16 protein-coding genes and 1 pseudogene are annotated in these 17,805 nt (G+C 71.6%); 10 read left to right on the forward strand and 7 right to left on the reverse strand.

Translation table 11 applies throughout. From position 1 onward, the window contains the following. A complete protein-coding gene (locus tag AB0M30_RS24805; protein ID WP_364587756.1) occupies positions 1 to 951 on the forward strand; it encodes a hypothetical protein in 951 nt (316 codons plus the stop codon). Here AB0M30_RS24805 and AB0M30_RS24810 read toward each other — a convergent pair. Beyond that, positions 920 to 1,837 carry a LysR family transcriptional regulator gene (locus AB0M30_RS24810; RefSeq protein ID WP_364588057.1) on the reverse strand — a complete coding sequence of 306 codons (918 nt, stop codon included), beginning with the start codon at positions 1,835 to 1,837 and terminating at the stop codon, positions 920 to 922. The two genes, AB0M30_RS24805 and AB0M30_RS24810, sit on opposite strands and share 32 nt — an antisense overlap. Positions 1,838 to 1,924: 87 nt before the next feature. Here AB0M30_RS24810 and AB0M30_RS24815 point away from each other — a divergent pair, with 87 nt between their 5' ends. Further along, entirely contained in the window at positions 1,925 to 2,689 is a 765-nt protein-coding gene (locus AB0M30_RS24815; protein WP_364587758.1) for an alpha/beta hydrolase, read from the forward strand. A gap of 11 nt (positions 2,690 to 2,700) precedes the next feature. Beyond that, a complete protein-coding gene (locus AB0M30_RS24820; protein ID WP_364587760.1) occupies positions 2,701 to 3,477 on the forward strand; it encodes an alpha/beta hydrolase in 777 nt (258 codons plus the stop codon). A 223-nt stretch (positions 3,478 to 3,700) separates the two neighbouring features. Here the strand turns inward: AB0M30_RS24820 and AB0M30_RS24825 are convergent. Next, positions 3,701 to 4,569: pseudogene (locus AB0M30_RS24825) on the reverse strand (SGNH/GDSL hydrolase family protein). 70 nt (positions 4,570 to 4,639) lie between these two features. After that, positions 4,640 to 5,275, reverse strand: coding sequence for a class I SAM-dependent methyltransferase (locus AB0M30_RS24830; protein WP_364587763.1), 636 nt, complete (start codon positions 5,273 to 5,275; stop codon positions 4,640 to 4,642). 74 nt (positions 5,276 to 5,349) lie between these two features. On the opposite strand from AB0M30_RS24830, the gene AB0M30_RS24835 reads away from it, so the two are divergent. The 3 genes from AB0M30_RS24835 (at position 5,350) to AB0M30_RS24845 (ending at position 9,698) form a co-directional block, all read left to right on the forward strand. Continuing rightward, on the forward strand, positions 5,350 to 7,005 hold the full coding sequence (locus AB0M30_RS24835) for a folylpolyglutamate synthase/dihydrofolate synthase family protein (RefSeq protein ID WP_364587766.1): 1,656 nt from the start codon (positions 5,350 to 5,352) through the stop codon (positions 7,003 to 7,005). Further along, positions 7,002 to 7,391, forward strand: a complete 390-nt coding sequence (locus AB0M30_RS24840; RefSeq protein ID WP_364587769.1) for a DUF4233 domain-containing protein — start codon at positions 7,002 to 7,004, stop codon at positions 7,389 to 7,391. Before AB0M30_RS24835 ends, AB0M30_RS24840 begins: the two co-directional genes overlap by 4 nt. A gap of 102 nt (positions 7,392 to 7,493) precedes the next feature. Continuing rightward, positions 7,494 to 9,698 carry a P-loop NTPase fold protein gene (locus AB0M30_RS24845; protein ID WP_364587772.1) on the forward strand — a complete coding sequence of 735 codons (2,205 nt, stop codon included), beginning with the start codon at positions 7,494 to 7,496 and terminating at the stop codon, positions 9,696 to 9,698. Positions 9,699 to 9,701: 3 nt separating this feature from the next. Here AB0M30_RS24845 and AB0M30_RS24850 read toward each other — a convergent pair whose 3' ends face one another. The 3 genes from AB0M30_RS24850 to AB0M30_RS24860 are packed head-to-tail and all read right to left on the reverse strand — an operon-like array spanning position 9,702 to position 11,794. Beyond that, the gene (locus AB0M30_RS24850; RefSeq protein ID WP_364587775.1) at positions 9,702 to 10,013 is read right to left on the reverse strand and encodes a metalloregulator ArsR/SmtB family transcription factor; all 312 of its coding nucleotides are present in this window, start codon (positions 10,011 to 10,013) and stop codon (positions 9,702 to 9,704) included. After that, the gene (locus AB0M30_RS24855; RefSeq protein ID WP_364587778.1) at positions 10,010 to 10,867 is read right to left on the reverse strand and encodes a hypothetical protein; all 858 of its coding nucleotides are present in this window, start codon (positions 10,865 to 10,867) and stop codon (positions 10,010 to 10,012) included. Before AB0M30_RS24855 ends, AB0M30_RS24850 begins: the two co-directional genes overlap by 4 nt. Positions 10,868 to 10,900: 33 nt before the next feature. Then, positions 10,901 to 11,794 (reverse strand): SDR family oxidoreductase, encoded by an 894-nt coding sequence (locus AB0M30_RS24860; RefSeq protein ID WP_364587781.1) that lies wholly within the window; start codon positions 11,792 to 11,794, stop codon positions 10,901 to 10,903. An 86-nt stretch (positions 11,795 to 11,880) separates the two neighbouring features. On the opposite strand from AB0M30_RS24860, the gene AB0M30_RS24865 reads away from it, so the two are divergent. Next, positions 11,881 to 12,450, forward strand: coding sequence for a TetR family transcriptional regulator (locus AB0M30_RS24865; RefSeq protein ID WP_364587784.1), 570 nt, complete (start codon positions 11,881 to 11,883; stop codon positions 12,448 to 12,450). A 21-nt stretch (positions 12,451 to 12,471) separates the two neighbouring features. Here the strand turns inward: AB0M30_RS24865 and AB0M30_RS24870 are convergent, their stop codons facing one another. Continuing rightward, complete coding sequence (locus AB0M30_RS24870; protein WP_364587787.1) at positions 12,472 to 14,829, reverse strand: penicillin acylase family protein; 2,358 nt, start codon at positions 14,827 to 14,829, stop codon at positions 12,472 to 12,474. 124 nt (positions 14,830 to 14,953) lie between these two features. Here AB0M30_RS24870 and AB0M30_RS24875 point away from each other — a divergent pair, with 124 nt between their 5' ends. The 3 genes from AB0M30_RS24875 to AB0M30_RS24885 all read left to right on the forward strand — a co-directional run bounded on the left by AB0M30_RS24875 (position 14,954) and on the right by AB0M30_RS24885 (position 17,805). After that, positions 14,954 to 16,510: an alkaline phosphatase D family protein gene (locus AB0M30_RS24875; RefSeq protein ID WP_364587790.1), complete on the forward strand. Its 1,557-nt coding sequence runs from the start codon at positions 14,954 to 14,956 to the stop codon at positions 16,508 to 16,510. A gap of 121 nt (positions 16,511 to 16,631) precedes the next feature. Next, positions 16,632 to 17,042: a nucleoside-diphosphate kinase gene (ndk, locus tag AB0M30_RS24880; protein ID WP_013228487.1), complete on the forward strand. Its 411-nt coding sequence runs from the start codon at positions 16,632 to 16,634 to the stop codon at positions 17,040 to 17,042. A gap of 49 nt (positions 17,043 to 17,091) precedes the next feature. After that, on the forward strand, positions 17,092 to 17,805 hold the full coding sequence (locus AB0M30_RS24885; protein ID WP_364587793.1) for a maleylpyruvate isomerase family mycothiol-dependent enzyme: 714 nt from the start codon (positions 17,092 to 17,094) through the stop codon (positions 17,803 to 17,805).

Consider the following 17,805-nt stretch of genomic DNA (forward strand, 5'->3'; position numbering starts at 1 on the left):
ATGATGGCGAAGCCGGGGCGCCCGGAGTCGAATCTGGATCTCGGGTCCGGTCCCGAGGCCCGGTTCGGCGCCGCCCTGCGTCAATTGAGGGAAAACAGGGGCAGCCCGACTTACCGGGAACTGGCGGCGCGTCCCGGAGTGCACTTCTCCGCGTCCGTCCTGTCCACGGCGGCGAACGGTAAGAAGCTGCCTCGGTGGGAGCACGTCCTTGCCTACGTGATTGCCTGCGAGGGTGTGGACTGTACGGGCGCGATCAAGTATTGGAAACGCCAGTGGCGGCGATACTTCGCGGAACTGCACGGGGATTGCGGAGAATCGGAGATACCGCCAGGCGGCGATGCTCCACTGCCGGTGAACCAGAGGAAGGGCTGCCGGCGTCGGCTTATCGCGACCGCGGGAACGGTGGTCGCCGCTGTCGCCGCCGCCGTTCTCATGGCGTCGGGGGAGACTTCGCTGCCGCCGGCCACCCGATTGGAGCTGGGAGTCCCCTGCGAGTCCGTCGGGGCGGGTGGGAATGCCGCCAGGCCGGTTCGAGTGCCGCCCGGTTACCTGGACGGGCTGCACTACGAGGTCGGATATCGCTTCACCCTGCGAAGCGGCGGGGGCGTTCAGAAAGTTGCTTGTGCTGTCAACCACGAGGTGAACTCCGTGTCTCCCCGTCCCGTCCTGGGGATGATCAAGGTCAGGGTGGGCCTGCCTGACAGGTCGGTGAGCGAGACGGCGGTCACCGCGCGGATCGCCGGCGGCCCCGGATCGATGAACGATGTCGAGACCTTCGGTGGTCAGGGGGGCAGGCATCCCGCGGACGTCGTTCAGGTGTTCTCGGTTCGACCGGGCTCGTCCGTGGAGCGAGTGGTCTTCGAGTTCGAGACCCCTCCTGGCGCCGGGGAAGTAGCCGTGGTGATCGCTGATCCGGACTTCAAGATCCTCTGGGGAACGGACGGCTGGTAGCCGGTGCTTCGGTGGCCCGCGCCGCTTCGATCAACGCCACCAGTTCCGGCGTCAACCGCCGCTCCGAGGACGTCGCCAGGTACGTCGGCATCCGCGGCGAAGGATCCCGAGGCGGCCGGAACACCACGCCCGGCACCGGCAGCAGGTTCGCGTGCGCCCGGTAGAACACCGTCCAGTGTGGACGGCCGAAGCCCAGCGTTCCCAGGGTGTCCTGCGCTGTCGTGAATTCCTTCCCGAGCACCGGCTCGAACCCCGCCTCCCGGCAGGAAGACATCACCAAGTCGTACAACGGCTGATTCCGCGAAGGCGGACTCAATCGCGCCGGAAGCGAAGCCAGCGAGGCGAACTCGACGACCGGCGAAGAAGCCAGTGGATGCGAAGCGGGAAGCGCCACCCAGACCTCGTCCATCCACAAAGGAGTGAAGTCGAGTCCCGGGGAAGGCCATGACCCTCGCACGATGGTCGCGTCCAGGGACCCGTCCCGGACCCGCTGAAGCCGCTGAAGAGTCGGCGCGTGAAGCAACTCCAACGAAGCCGAGGGTGCCAAGCGGGCGAACGCCCCCAGTAAAACCTCCAGCCGGTCACCCAGACCCTCGCTCGTCCCCAGCCGGACCAAGGCCCCGGAAGGCCGGAACTCCGCAACCGAGTCCACCGCGCGGTCCGCGGCCGCCAGGACCGATCGCGCCTGCGGCAGGAACCGCTGTCCCGCCTCTGTGAGCGCCACCGAACGTGTCGTGCGCGCCAGCAGTGTCACCCCCAGTTCCCGCTCCAGCCGCCGGACCTGCTGGCTCACCGCCGGCTGGACGATGTGCAGCCGCTCGGCCGCCCGGCCGAAGTGGAGCTCCTCCGCCACCGTGACGAAATACCTCAGCTGACGCAGCTCCACGACCGGCCCCATTCATCAGGTTTCGTGATCAGTGTAGGAGCGGACTGCCCATCGAAAACCCGGACCGCAGCGACTTCCATGACCCTCATGCCGTTCCTGGAAGTCAACGAAACCCGCCTCCACTACGAAGACGCCGGCACCGGGCCCACCCTGCTGTTCCTGCACGGCTGGGGGACCAGCGGCCGCGTCTGGCAGTCGTGCCTGCCCGATCTGGTGCGCGACCACCGCGTCGTCACCCTCGACTGGCGCGGGTGCGGCCGCTCGGACCACCCCGCCGACGGCAACACCATCGCCGGTGTCACGGCCGACCTCGTGCAGACGATCGAGGCGCTGCGGATCAAGCCCACCGTCGTCGGGTCGAGCATCGGCGGCCTCTTCGCCACCGAGCTCGCCCTCGCCCGGCCGGACCTGGTCGAACGCGTCGTCGCGGTCGACAGCCCCGGGTACTGGCCGAGCACCGGCATGCTCGAAAAGGTCCACGACCTGCGGAAACGGCTCGTCGACGACCGGGCGGGCACGCTCGAGGACTGGGTGCCGAACTGGTTCGCCCCGGGCACCGGGCGCGGGCTCGTCGACTGGACGATCCGCCAGCTGCTCGACTCCGGCGTCTACATCGACGAGCTGTTCACCGAATGCACCACCTACGAGCCGCGGCGCCGGCTCAAGGACCTCGCCGTCCCGATCACCTACCTGCACGGCGAGCTGGACGCCGAGATCCCGCTCGAAGTGCCGCGCAGCTGCGCCGCGGCGACCCCCGGCGCGCGCGTGCACGTGCTCGCCGGCTGCGGGCACGTGCCGCACCAGGAAAACCCGCGCGCGTTCACCGCCGCGCTCCGGACCATCGCCGCCTGAAGGAGACAACCATGCCCAAAGTGACGCTCGGAGACACCGTCGTCCACTACGACCGGACCGGCGACGGCCCCGCGCTGCTCCTGCTGCACGGCACCGCCGCCTCCCGCGAACAGTGGGCGCCGCTGACCGCGCAGGCGGCCGGCTTCACCGTCCTGGCCCCCGACTTCCCCGGTTCCGGCCTGACCACCGACGACGGCGGCCCGATCACCGTCGAAGCCCTCGCCGCCCAAGCCGTGGCCGTCCTGGACCACGCGGGAATCGGCACCGCCCACGTCGCCGGGCACTCGCTCGGCGGGGTCGTGGCGGCCCACCTGGCCGGCACCCGCCCGGACCGGGTGCGCTCGGCGGTGCTGCACGCCGCCTGGCCGGCCACCGACGTCCGGCAGGACGCCGAGTTCCGCTACTGGCTGGACCTGCTCGAAACGGGGACCTTCGCGCGCATGCTCCCGCTGATGGCGTTCGGCCCGCGCTACTGGGAGCAGGCCACCGCCGAGAGCAACGAACAGCTCGTCAAGACCCTGGAATCGGTGATCGAGCCCGGCGCTGGCCGCCAGATCGAGACCGATCGCGCGGTCGACCTGCGCCCGGTCCTCGGCCGGATCACCGCGCCGGTGCTGGTGCTCGGCAGCGCGCACGACCGGATCATCACGGCGGACCAGCAGCGGGAGCTGGTGGCCGCGATCCCGGACGCACGCGCCGCCGAGATCGACGCGGGTCACGGCGCCCCGGCCGAGCTGCCGGACGAGTTCGCGCGGCTCGTGCTGGACTTCGTCAGCGCAACGCCTTGAGCACCACCCCGGCCATCCCGGCCCGCAGTGGGTGGTAGGCGGCCGCCTCGGTTCGTGCGCCAGGCTCGGAGGGCGACCTCGGCGTGGGCCGTGGCCCGACCTGCCGGCCGTAGGGAGAATTATCCGAGGGGCGGCCCACCCGGCCGGGCGGCCGAGATCGACGCGGGCCACGGCGCCCCGGCCGAGCTGCCGGACGAGTTCGCCCGGCTCGTGCTGGAGTTCGTCAGCGCAACGCCTTGAGCACCACCGCGGCCACTCCGGCCATCCCGGCCCGCAGCGGGTGGTAGGCGGCCGCGGCGAAGAAGTTCTGGTCCTTGCCGTTGATCCACGCCGAGCCGCCGCGCGCGCAGGCGTCGTGGCCGCTCGACGGGCCGAAGGTGTCGACGTACTCGGCGGCGCTGTTCAGAGCCGCGTCCGAAAGGGCGGCGTTGAGGTCGCTCTCGACGCGGTTCAGCCAGGCGTAGTCGCCGTCCGCGAACGGGAGGGTGTCCGGGCAGGAGCCGCTCTCCGGCGCGATCCGCGGGTAACCCACGACGACCACCCGCGCCCCGGGCGAGCGCTGGTGGATCGTGGCCAGGACGGCCTGGATCCGCGGCTGGACGGCGGTGATGGCCAGCTGCACGGTTTCGACGCCGTTGACCGTGAAGTGCTGCTCGCAGGGGTTGCCGGCCGGGGCGCTCGCGCGCAGCCCGGGCACGTCGCGATCAGCCGGCCGATCAGGTCGAAGTCGTTGCCGCCGATACCGAGGGTGACCAGGTCGGTGTCGAGGCGCAGGGCATCCAGCTGCGGGGGGTTCGTGGCGTTGAACGCCACCTGCTGCGGTGCGGTCATCGAGCCCGTGTCGGCGCCGGAGCAGCTCACGTCGGTGAACACGGCGGGGTGCAGCGCGGCCGCCACGACCGACGGGTAGTTCGCCGTCGACCGGCCGCAACCCAGCGGGTCGGAGCGCTGGAGCGGGATGAACGGCCCGGAGGTGTAGGAGTCGCCGAGGGCGACGTAGTGCTGGATGCCCTCGGCCGAGGCGGCGGCCGCGGTAGCGGTGAGCAGGATGGCTGCGGAGGCGACGGCGACGAGCAGCCGGGTGGTGCGCATGGAGACCCCGTTCTGTTCCGGAAACGCTCCTTCCACCTCTAGCGAGTGCCGGCCGGTTCGGGGCGCGGTTTCACCCGCCGATCGGGTCACCCTCACCGTGCTCACGGTAAGTGATCAAGGTGCGCCAGAAGAGCAACGGCCGGACCGTGCTCCCGGGCAGCAGCCGGGCCGCCTCGCGGCGCAGCTCGGCCAGCGACGGGTAGTCGTCGGCCACCGGGGCCGTCGGGCCTTCCTCGGCGCCGCCGTTCAGCCGGTCCCCGGCGTGGACGACCAGCCGCGCGAGCGCGTTGAGCGGAACCGCCGCGGCGGCGCGCGCCCAGTCCGCCGGCGTGCTCGGTTTCGCCAGGCCGAGCACCACGAGGACGCCGCCCGGCACCAGCGCGCGGCGCAGCTTGGTCACCGTCTCGAACGGCATGTGGTGCAGCGACGCCAGGCACGAGATGTAGTCGTAGTGGGCCTCGGGCAGGGCGTCGGTGGTGACGTCGGCCCGCCGGTAGACGATCTCGCCGGGCCCCGGCGACCCCAGCCCCGCCGCCGCTTCGACCATCGCCGCCGAGACGTCGACCGCCTCCACCGCCATGCCCGTCGCGGCCAGCCGCCGGGCGAACCGGCCGGTGCCGCACCCGACGTCCAGCGCGATCCCCGGACCGGGCGGCAGCAGATCCAGCAGCAGCGGGTGGTAGTGGTGGTTGTGGTTGAACGGCATGCGTCGAGAGTGCCATCAAGCACGCACGTAGACTCGGATCGCCAGTGCGAAAACCCCAGGCCGGAGGAGATTCAGTGCCGCAGGATGAGACAGGTCGCAGGCCGGACCTGTCGGATCTGGACAGCTTCGCGGGCGTCGACGAGCTGGGTGCCGAAGGGTACGAAGACTCCGACGACCACGACCCGGAGCTGGACGCGCGCGACACCGCGTTCGACGTCGGCGGCGGCTCGCGCGGCGGCATCGGCGGCGTCGGGCAGCTGGGCGACAACCTCGCCACCGGCCCGGTGCCCGACCTCAGCGTGCCCGAGGACGCCGAGCTGCACGAGCTCGACGACCAGGGCGAACCCGAGGTGTACGGCAACCCGGACGGCCCCGAGGCGCGGCGCGAGCTGATGGCCGTCGAGGCCGAGCTGAACCAGCGCTGGCCGGAGACGAAGATCGAGCCGTCGCTCACCCGGATCTCGGCGCTGACGCAGCTGCTGGGCGAGCCCCACCGCGGCTACCCGGTGCTGCACGTGGCCGGCACGAACGGCAAGGGCTCCACGGCCCGGATGATCGACGCCCTGCTGACCCGGATGGGCCTGCGCGTCGGCCGCTACACCAGCCCGCACCTGCAGCTGGTCACCGAGCGGATCGCGCTCGACGGCCGGCCGATCTCCGCCGCCCGCTACGCCGAGCTGTGGAACGACATCGCGCCCTACGTGTCCATGGTGGACGGTGCCGCCGCGGACGGCGTCGCGATGAGCAAGTTCGAGATCCTCACCGGGATGGCGTTCGCCGCGTTCGCGGACGCTCCGGTGGAGGCCGCGGTGCTCGAAGCGGGCCTGGGCGGCGCCTGGGACGCCACGAACGTCGCGGACGCCGACGTCGCCGTCATCACCCCGATCGGCCTCGACCACGTCGAGTACCTCGGCCCGGACATCCTCGGCGCGGCGCGCGAAAAGGCGGGCATCATCAAACCCGGCTCGGTCGCGGTGATCGGCGAGCAGGACCCCGAGGTGCTGAAGGTGCTGCTGGAGCGCGCGGTCGAGGTCGACGCCGCGGTCGCCCGCGCGGGCAGCGAGTTCGGCGTGCTGGAGAAGGAGATCGCCGTCGGCGGGCAGCTGCTGAAGCTGCAGGGCCTCGGCGGCGTGTACGACGAGATCTTCCTCCCGCTGCACGGCGCCCACCAGGCCGCGAACGCCGCTCTGGCGCTGGCCGCGGTCGAGGCGTTCTTCGGCGCGGGCAAGGACAGGCAGCTGGTCGTCGAGGCGGTGCGCGAAGCGTTCGCCGAGGTCGAAACCCCGGGACGGCTCGAGCGCGTCCGGTCGGCCCCGACGGTCCTGCTCGACGCGGCCCACAACCCGCACGGCGCCCGGGCGCTGGCGAAGACGGTGTCCGAGGAGTTCGCCTTCCGCCGCCTGGTCGCGGTGGTCGGCGTGATGGCCGAAAAGGACGCCCACGGCATCCTCGACGCGCTGGAGCCGGTGGTGTCGGACATCGTCGTGACGCGCAACTCCTCGCCCCGCTCGATGCCGCTGGAGGAGCTGAACGAGCTGGCGATCTCGGTGTTCGGCGAAGACCGCGTCGTCGCCGAGACGGACCTGGAGACGGCGGTCGAGACGGCGATCGCGCTGGTGGAGACCAACGACGACCCCGAGGAGCCCCTGGCGGGCGGCGGCGTGCTGGTCACCGGTTCGGTGGTCACGGCGGGCGAGGCGCGCACGCTGTTCGGGAAGGAGCCGGCGTGAGCTCGGAAACTCCCAAGCCGAAGGACCCGATGAAGGGCTTCCGCGGCGTGATGTCCGGAACGCTGATCATGGAGGCGATCACGGTCGCCCTGGCGCTCCCGGTGGTGAACAAACTCGGCGGCGGCATCTCGACGGGCACCGGCTGGACGGTCATCGCGGTGGCCGTGGCGCTGATCGTGACGTGCGGGTTCGTCAAGCGCCCGTGGGCGGTGCCGCTGATCCTGGCGCTGCAGGTGGTGCTGATCGCGCTGGTGTTCTGGCTGCCGGCGATCACGGTGCTGGGTGTGATCTTCCTGGCGGTGTGGCTGTGGCTGCTGTGGCTGCGCCGGGACGTGGCACGCCGCATGGCGGCCGGGACGTTGGCGAGTCAGCAGCCCCAGCCGTGACGTTTCGCTCCCGCCGTGCGACTCCCTGAGGGAATCGCACGATGGGAGCGAGTCTTGGCCAGGAAAGCCTTTCTCATCAGCTCTTCGCCATACGAACCGGATGTGCTGCGGCTGAGCGAAATCCTCCGTGATCCGGACATCGGCCGGTATGGCGAAGTCGAGTACCTCATCGAAGCGCCGCTTCGGGACATTCAGGCGCACCTGAGGCGGTTCTTCTCCTCGGCCCAGCCGGATGACGAACTGTTCCTCTACCTCACCGGGCACGGGTTCGAATCCGAGCTCGGTCCCGCCGGCTACTTCCTCGCCGCTGCGGACACCGACCTCACCAGGCCGATGACGACCGGACTGAACTGTGGTTTCGTCCGGGGCTGTCTCAGGGACAGCCAGTGCCTCAACCGGGTGATCGTTCTCGACTTCTGCTACTCGGGCTCGTTCATGGCGGCCTTGGAGCTGCCCATGGAGTACTGGCAGCGGACGCTGGTCGTCACGGCCACCGAGGTCCACCGGGAGCTCAGGGTAGCGCCGGGCTGGTCCGAGGGGATGCTGACCGGTGTCGTGATCGAGGGGTTGCGGACCGGTGCTGCGGACCTCGACGGGGACGGGATCGTGAGCGGGGACGAGTTCGCTGGGTATTTGGCCGATCACGCCCGGACGGCCGCGCAGGAGCCGCAGGTTTCCCGGGGAGACGTGGTCGATCACCTCGTGGTTGCCTGGCGCCCGGGGTCGTCTCCGAGCCGGCAGCCCGCGGCCGAAGCAGTCGCCGTCGACGAGGTGACTCAGGACGACCCGCCGGATTCGGATGTCGACTGGCTCAGTGACACACCGGCCGACCACGACCTGCTCGACCGCAAGGCCCTCGCCACCGTGGTCCGCGACCGCCTCGCCCGGATCGCCGGCGAACGGCCGGAGTCGTCGTTCCTCGTCCACCTCGACGGCCGGTGGGGGACCGGGAAGAGCACCCTGCTGAAGTTCCTGCGCGAACGCCTCGAACCGGACTTCCTCGTCGTCGAGTTCGACGCCTGGCGCCAAGCCCGGCTCGCCCATCCCTGGTGGTTCCTGCTCACCGCCGCCCGGGAGGCGATCGCCGGGGACCTCGGGTGGTGGCGCCGGAAGAAGTTGCGGATCAAGGAGATCTTCGACCGGGTGCGGCGGACCGGGGCACCGTACGTCGCCGCTGTCGCCGTCCTGCTCGTGCTGGCCGGAGCCATCGCCATGTGGCTCTGGCCACGGCAGGGCACGTCGGACCAATGGGGCTCGGCGGCGAAGGTCGTCAGCGCCGTCGCCGGGGCGCTGATCCCGTTGTGGGCCGGGGCGCTCGTGGCGAGCCGGTTCCTGCTGTGGAACTCCGCCCGTGGGGCGAAGCTGTTCGAGCAGTCCGGGACCAATCCGCTGCACGAGGTCTCGGCGCACTTCTCCTGGCTGCTCGGGCAGACGCGCAAGCCGGTGGTCTTCTTCGTCGACGACCTCGACCGCTGCCCGCACGCGCAGGTCGTGGACCTGCTGGACACCGTGCAGACGCTCTTCCGCGACGCACCCCGCCGAACGGGGGCCAAGGATGTGCCGGCGCCGTTCTTCGTCGTCGCGGCCGATGGTGCCTGGCTGCGCAAGAGCTACGAGCTGACGTACGAAACCTTCGGTGACTGCGTTGCCCTGCCGGGGAAACCGCTGGGTTACCTGTTCCTGGACAAGATCTTCCAGCTGACGGTCCGCATGCCCTTGCTCACCGAAGCGAAGCAGCAGCACTACGTCGACCGGCTCCTGCGGATCGGCGACCAGGACGAGACGGCTGTGACCGTCGAAACGGAAGACCTGCGTCGGCGGCTGAACGAGGGACAAGGCCGGGAAAGCGAGATCCTCGACCTCGTGGCGGAAGCATCGCCGGCGGCGAAGGCCGCTGTCGCCGGCGACGCGGCCATGGCGCTCCTCCAACCGGAGGTCGTCCGGCGAACCGAACACGAAATCCGGAAGTTCCGCCCCTTGCTCGGCGAGAACCCCCGTGGCATGAAGCACTTCTTCAACACCTACAGCATCTTCCGCTGCGTCCGCACGCTCGAAGGGAACACGCCGAGCCGGGACACACTGGCGTTGTGGAGCATCGTGCGGATGCGCTGGCCGAGCTTGTTCGACTACCTGGAGGCCTCCCCCGACGCCGCGGCCGGGGTGCTGGAGCCCATCCTGGTGGCCGACCACTTTCCCGCGACCCTGCACGACGTGGCCACCTCGCTGCCCGTGCGCCAAGTGTTCCTCTCGGCGCTGGGCGGCCCGCTGACGGCCGCCAGGATCCGGCAGTGCGCGGGGCACCCGTGACGCTCACGCGTGCGGCGCCGCCTGGCAGGCCCGCACTTCGGCGGTGAGCGCGTCGAGCGCGTCGAGGGCATCGGTGGGTACGTCGAGGCGGTAGATCCGGTGCGGGCCCGCCCGGCTCACCGCCAGCAGGCGGGCGTCGAGCAGGATGCGCAGGTGCCGGGACACCGTGGACTGCGGCAGCCCGAGCGCCGCCTGGACCTCGCCGACCGTGGCGGATCCGCCCCGGTCGATGAAGACTCCGACGATCTGGACCCGGGTCGCTTCGCCGAGCGCCCGCAGCACGGGCAGCGCCGTGGTGAGTGCGTCCTGGATCATGCGCTCACCCCCGCCAGAAGCTCTTCGAGCTCGCCGGTCGGGAGGCCGTGGCGCCGGCCGAGGTCCACCCAGTCCCGCAGCATCCTGGCCGTCTGCGGGCCGTGGCCGCCGAAGTGGTCGCGGAGGTAGTGCGGCACGTCGAACGGCGCCAGCCGGGGCAGCACCGCCAGTGCCGCACCCACGGCCTGCGGGCGGACCGGGCGGGGGCTCGGCCCCCCGAAGCCGGCCGCGACCGCGTGCCGTGCCTGGGTCGCGGCCGCGGCGAGCTGCCGGGACGACCGGCGGGCGGCCGCGAGGTCGAAGCCCACGGCGTGCAACCCGGCCACGACCGGCATCATCGTCGCCGCGGACACCAGCGGAGCCGCGAGCGGGGCCGTCCGCGACCACCGCGGGCGGGCGAACACCGACCGCAGTGACGCCGACGCGGGACCGGCGATCGTGAACCGGGCCCGAGCCGGCGGCCACCACCACGTCGGATCGGTCCCGGCGGCGAAGAACTCGGGTACGACCAGGCCCCACGGCCGGTCGCCCGCCAGTTCGCGAAGCAGCTCCACTTCCGACGGCACCTGCGTGACCGCCGCGACGATCGCCGCCTGCCCGAGCAGCTCGGCGACGCCGGGCGAAGCGGGCGAGGCCGTGCTGATCACCACATCCCAGCCCGGTGCCGGCTCGCCGGCCGGCACCAGGTCGACGCTCCGCCGCTCGACCGGCCGGGCGCTGCGCAGCCGGCGCGTCCCGACGAGCCGGGCTTCCGCCGTCCGCTCGCGCACCGCGAACCCGACCCGGTGCCCCTCGGCCACCGACGTCGCCAACACCCGGGCCACCGGGCCCTGTCCCACCACCAGAACATGCACGTCCGCACTATATCCGCATATCCGGATGTAATGCTAGAGGTAGTCGCCGTGCTCTATGTCGTCGAGCAGGTCCGGCCCGGTGGGCGACCAGCCGAGCAGCTCCCGCGTGAAGGTGCTGGAGACGGGCGCGTCGAAGCCGTAGACCGTGGCCATGAACGGGCTCGCGTAGTGGCCGGCGGCCTCGTCCGGAGTCAGGGAAACCACGGGCAGGTCCAGGCCGCGCCCGATCGTCTCGGCAATGCTCCGGAACGGGACGTTTTCCGCCGCCCCGTGCAGCACGCTGCCGGCCGGAGCCGCTTCCAGGGCCAGGCGGAACAGGACCGCCGCGTCGAGCCGGTGCACCGCGGGCCACCGGTTGGCGCCGTCGCCGACGTAAGCGGACTTCCCGGTCTTGCGGGCGGTGTCGGCGAGCATCCCGAGGAAGCCGTAGTCCCCGGGGCCGTGGACGGTGGGCGCGAGCCGGACGACGCTCGCCCGCACGCCGCGCCCGGCGAAGTCCAGGCAGGCCCGCTCGCCGGCGATCCGGAACGCGGCGAGCCCGGCCGGGTCGGGCTCGTCCCGCTCGGTGCTTTCCCGGCCGGCGGGCATGACCAGCGTGCCGGACGTGCTCACGAACGGCTTGCCGGAGTTCACGAGGACCCGGCCCAGTGTCTCGATCGCCGTCCGGTCGCGGCGCATCATGTCGCCGGGATCGCTGAAGTCGCCGCCGAAGGCCATGTGCAGGACACCGTCGGCGGCTTCGGCACCCGCACGCAGGCTGTCGAGATCGTCGAGCGAGCCGGGGTGCGGGGTGGCGCCCAGCGACTCGAGCCGCGCGGCGGCGGCGTCCGAACGTGCGAGGCCGGTGACGGTGTGGCCGGCCGCGATCAGCTCGGCGACGACGGCGGGGCCGGTCAGGCCGGAACCGCCGGTGACGAAAACGTGCATGGGGACTCTCCCGGTAGCGACAGTGACTGACGCTACCGACTGTACCTCGTAGTGTCAGTCACTGGCGCTACCGGTATGCTGAGGGCGTGCCACGCAGCGGAGAAGAAGCGCGCCGCCGCCTCCAGCAGGCGGCCTTGGAGCTGTACGGAGAGCGGGGTTTCGACGGGACCACCACCGCCGAGATCGCCGCCAGGGCCGGCGTCACCGAGCGCACGTTCTTCCGGCATTTCCCGGACAAGCGCGAAGTGCTGTTCGACGGCGAAGCCGCCCTGCGCGCGGAGCTGACCCGCTCGGTGGCTGACGCGCCCGAAGGCTTGCCACCGTTCGAAGTCCTGCTCCGCGCCTTCCGGAAGGCCGGGCGGATCCTGGCGGAGAACCGGCCGTTCGCCGAACCGCGGCTGGCGGTCATCGCGGCCACCCCGGCGCTGCGGGAGCGCGATCTGGCCAAGGCGGCGGCGATGGCCGACGCTCTGGCGGCGGCGCTGCGTGAGCGGGGGGTCGGCGACCGGCTCGCCGCGCTGGCCGCCCACGTCGGCTGGGTCACCTTCCACCACGCCGCCGGGGCCTGGATCCGGGAATCCGCACGCAGCTTGAACGAGCACCTCGACGAGGCCTTCGCCGATCTGCGCGCGCTGTCGGCGGAGACGAGCGGCTAGCGCCCGCCTCCGCCGAGGCCGTCAGCGCAGCACCACGACCCGCAGCGCGGGGGAGCGCAGGATGTCGGCTTCACAGAACCGGCCCTTCACCCACTCGCCCCGGCTGTAGAGCTTCGTCTGGTCGCTGAAGTACGGCGACGCCGGATTGGCCGACTGCGAATACGTCAGCAACGTCGAGGAGTCCGGGCACCCGCGCTCGCTGAACCCCACCACCTGGATGAAGCTGGACCCGTGCGCGACCTCGGTGTTGCCGCGCGCCGGCTCCCACACCGGGGTCATCACGTTGAGCACGCCGAGCTGGCCCTGCGCGCCGTGGATCGGGATGCGCTCGCCGTTGCGGGTGACGGACTGGCCGTCCCGCAACCGCGCGTCCGGCGCGAGCCCCGCCGCGCGCAGCTCCACGAGCGCGTCCCCGAACGCCCGCTGGATGCCCGGGTCCCCGACGTTGAGCGTGTTCGGGGTGGTCAGCGGCGCCTGCGGATCGAACGGCACGGTGAACCGGGGGAGCCCGCCGAGCCGCGCGGCGAACCGCTGGAACAGCAGCGAACCCCGGCTGTCGAGCGAATACGTGTGGTCCCAGTTCGCCAGCGCGGTGCACGCCGGGCCGACCGGCACCGGGCCGGACGACGACGGCGCCTGCCCGTCCGGGAACGACGCGCACAGCTTCGCCAGGTCCGACGCCGCCAGGTCGGCGAGCAGGCTGTGGTCGGTGAAGAGCATCTTCTTCATCGACTCCGTGCTGAACCCGCCCTTTTCGGCCGTGAGCAACGCTTCCCGGGTGCGTGGGTTGCGCTCGGTCGCCTGGTCTCCGACGATGTGCGGGTACCCCGTGATCGGCGCCTTCGCGTTCGCCAGCCAGGCGCTGTCGTTCGTGTTGAGTTCGTAGTCACGGCGCTGCTGCTGCGGTAGCCGCGACGGCGCGAAGATTCCCGGTTCCAGCGCTCCGGGGTCGGAACCCCACTGGCAGGAGGATTTCCCACCGTCCAAAATGGCCAGTTGATCGCCGGGGAACGTCTGGTGCCCCAAGGGGGTGCTGCACGACTCGGCCAGTGCGTCGGTGACGTGCGGGACGACCTGGATGTCGGCGTAGAGCGCGTTGCCCGTCCGGTCGGTGGCGATCGTGTTGACCCACGGCACGCCCTGCGTGCTGCTGAGCGCGCGGACGACGTCGGCCGTGCTGCGGGCCTGGTCGAGTTCGAACCACGTGTTCAACCCGCGCAGGTTGGTCGCATTGGCGTCACGCAACGCGTACGCCGACTTCGCCGTCCACGGCACCGGGAACCCGCCGACGTCGTTCAGCACCGGCCCGTACCGCGTCGCCCAGAAGGTCTGGTGGACCGGCTTAAGCGAACCATCGGCCTGGCGGACCTGGACCGTGACCTCGCGGGAGGTCATCTTCTCGGGCTTGCCGTCGACCACGTACGTCGTCGGGTCACCGGTGGCCAGCGGCACCTCGAACAGGCCGAACGTGACCGGCGTCGACACCGTGTGCGTCCAGGCCGCGTCCGCGGTGTGCCCGATCATCACGAACGGCATGCCGAGCAGGCTCGCCCCGGCCACGTCCACCCGGCCGGGGATGGTCAGCTGGCTCTGCCAGAACCGCCGCCCGTCGTGCCACGGGTAGTGCGGGTTGCCGAGCAGCACGCTGCCCCGGCCCGCCGCGGTCCCGTCGCTGCCGATGGCGATGCCGTTGCTGCCGAGCCCGCCCTTGCCGAGCCCGTCGCGCAGGCTCGCTGACAACTGCGCGGCCGTCCCGGGGCTCGCGGTCGCCGTGCCGGACGGCGGCGTCGCGAACAGCCCTTCGGTGACGAAGCCCAGGCCGCCGGTGACGGCGATGGAGTAGAAGTGCCGGTAGAAGTCCTGCTCGCTGATCGGCCGGACCCAGTCGGCGCCGCGGCAGGCCGGATCGGTGATCCCGGACCGGCCGGTGCGGGCCAGGAAGGCGTTGAACCCCTTGACGTAGCCCGAAACGATCTGCCGGACCTCGGGCCGCGGCCCCTGCGGCGCGGGTTGCGCGACCAGCCGGTCGACCACGCCGGAGTCGTTGAGCTGCTGGAAGAACAGGTCGCTGTGCAGGTTGTTCTTCGCCTCCGACAGCGACCGGTAGCCCTCGCCGTCCGGGCCGAAGTAGCGCGACCGCTGCGCGCTCACCGTGACGTAGATCTTCGCGAGCTCGCAGACGTTGTCGGTCGCCGCCGCGTAGCCGTACCCGTAGCCGAGGCCGGCGAAGTCCTTGGCGACGATGTGCGGGATGCCGTGTTCGGTGTAGCGCAGGACGGCTTTCGCGCTGTCCTCGCCGGCGTTGGCGACCCCCGCGCCCAGCGTGGAGACAGAGAGCGCGGCCGCGAAAACGGCCAGCGCCTTCCGGATGTGCGTCATTCGTACCCCCTTGTCGTGATCACCAAGCTACCGACGGCGATCGCCGCCGGGTATGGGGGAAAACCCCAATGTTCGTTCATCCGCACGCAAGCCGGTGTTGGCCGCGGCGGGATAGAAACCGCGCATGACCGAACCGACCCACCACTCCCGCCGCACGCTCCTCAAAGCCGGGCTGACCGGCGCCTCCGCGGTCGCCGCCGGCCTCGTCGTGCCGTCCACGGCCTTCGCCGCGGCCCCGCTCGTCCGCGCCGGCCGGCCGCTGCTCACCCACGGCGTCCAGTCCGGCGACGTCACGCCGGGCTCGGCGATCGTCTGGTCGCGCGCGGACCGGCCGGCCCGCCTGGTCGTCGAAATCGCGCGGGACCCGTCGTTCCGGCACGCCCGGCGCGTGCCCGGCCCGCTGGTGGGCCCGGACAGCGGCGGCACCGGCCGCGTGCGCGTCGCGGCGCTGGCCCCCGGCACCGAGTACCACTACCGCGTCACCGCCGAAGCCCCGGACGGGCGCGCCACGAGCGAGCCGCTGACCGGCCGGTTCGCCACCGCGCCGGTGGGCCGCCGCGACGCGCGGATCCTGTGGTCGGGTGACGTCGTCGGCCAGAACTGGGGGATCAACCCGGGCCTGGGCGGGATGACGATCTTCTCCGCGATGGCCGCCCGCTGCCCGGACCTGTTCCTGCACAGCGGCGACACGGTGTATTCCGACGGCCCGCTCACCGAGACCGTCCCCCTCCCCGGCGGCCGGACCTGGCGCAACGTCGTCACGCCCGAGAAGGCGAAGGTCGCCGAGACCCTCGACGAATTCCGCGGCCAGCACGCGTACAACCGGCTCGACGACAACTTCAAGCGCTTCGCCGCGCAGGTGCCCGCCTACGTCCAGTGGGATGACCACGAGGTCTTGAACAACTGGTACCCGGGCAAGATCCTCGACAACCCGGCCTACACCGAGAAGCGCGTCGACGTCCTCGCGCCGCGGGCGTACCAGGCGTTCCACGAGTGGCACCCGATCGACTCGCGCCGGGCCGTCGACGGCCGCGTCTACCGCAGCTTCAGCTACGGCTCCCGCGTCGAAATCTTCGTGCTGGACATGCGGACCTACCGCAACGCCAACACGGCGGCCCAGACCAAGCCGGGGTACATCCTCGGTGACGCGCAGGCCCGCTGGCTGGCCGACGCGCTCGGGCGCAGCACGGCCACCTGGAAGATCGTCCAGGCCGACATGCCGCTGGGCCTGGTCGTCCCGGACGGCACCGACATCGAAGCCGTGGCGAACAACCTGCCGGGCGCGCCGGGCGGGCGGGAGACGGAACTGGCGTGGGTGCTGCGGGAGATCCAGCGCCGCCGCGTCCGCAACGTCGTCTGGCTGACCGCCGACGTCCACTACACCGCGGCGCACCACTACTCACCCGACCGGGCCGCCTTCCAGGACTTCGACCCGTTCTGGGAGTTCGTGTCCGGGCCGCTGAACGCGGGCGCGTTCGGGCCCAACAAGCTCGACCCGACGTTCGGCCCCGAAGCGGTGTTCGTGCACGCCCCGCCGGCGGCGAACACGGCCCCGATCGACGGCTTCCAGCACTTCGGCGAGCTGAACGTCGACGGCGCGAGCGGCGACCTCACGGTCGATCTCCGCGACGCCACCGGGGCATCGCTGTGGTCGAAGACACTGCACCCGGCCGGGCGCTGAGCAGGGTCGGCTACGCTCACGCGCACCGATACGCACCCGTACCAATGACATCCGGGGCTTCGCCCCGAGCCAGGGGCTTCGCCACCCGGACCCCCGAAAAGCATTAAGGAGAAATACCGTCGTGACTGAACGCACGCTGGTCCTGGTCAAGCCCGATGGCGTCGCGCGCGGCCTCGTCGGCGAAGTGATCTCGCGGATCGAGCGCAAGGGCCTCAAGCTCGCCGCGGTCGAGCTGCGGACCGTCCCGCAGGCGCTGGCCGAGGAGCACTACGCCGAGCACAAGGAGCGTTCGTTCTTCGGCGACCTGCTCGAGTTCATCACCTCGGGCCCGCTGGTCGCGCTCGCCGTCGAGGGCCCGCGGGCCATCGCCGCGTTCCGCCAGCTGGCCGGCGGCACCGACCCGGTCGAGAAGGCCACCCCGGGCACCATCCGCGGCGACTTCGCGCTGGAGACCCAGTACAACCTGGTCCACGGCTCGGACTCGCCGGAGTCGGCCGAGCGTGAGCTGAAGCTCTGGTTCCCCGACCTGTGATCGGCACCGGGGCCGCGCACCGCGCGGCCCCGGTTTCCCGGGAGACCCCATGACGACGATGCCGTTCCCCGCCCGCGCGTACCTGCCCGTGCTGCGCGAGCTGACCAGCGCCTTCGCCGAGCGGCTGCGCACCGGCGACCTGGCGGCGAAGGTGCCGGACTGCGTGGGCTGGACGCTGGCCGACCTCGGCACCCACCTCGGGAACGTGCACCGATGGGCCGCCACCGTCGTCACCACCGGGCAATCCCACCCCCAGGACTTCGAACAGGCGCCGGGCGCCGAGCTGGTGTCCTGGTACGCCGAGAGCGCCGGAATCCTCCTGGACGCGCTGGCCGCGGCCACCCCTGAAGACCGGTGCTGGCACTTCGGCGGTACCGAGAAGACCAAGGCGTTCTGGTTTCGCCGCCAGGTCCACGAAACCGCCGTCCACCTCGCCGACGCGGGGAGCGACCACGCGCTCGACCCCGCCGTGGCCGCGGACGGCGTCGACGAGGTCCTCGCCGCGATGCTGCCGCGCGTGACGCGCTGGCACGCCGTTCCCCAGCTGCCCGGGCCCGTCACCCTGCGCGCCACCGACACCGGCGACGTCTGGACCGTGCACCCCGGCGAGCCACCCGCCCTGGGCCCCGCCGCTTCCGGCGGCGCGAGCGTGGAGGGGCCTGCAAGGGATCTCCTGCTGCGGTTGTGGAAGCGCTCCGGGCCGGACCCGCGTGCCACCGGCGAGGCCGCGGAAGCGCTCCTCGCCGCACCGCTGACCCCGTAA

The organism is Amycolatopsis sp. NPDC051716 (assembly GCF_040681595.1).
Lineage (GTDB): Bacteria > Actinomycetota > Actinomycetes > Mycobacteriales > Pseudonocardiaceae > Amycolatopsis.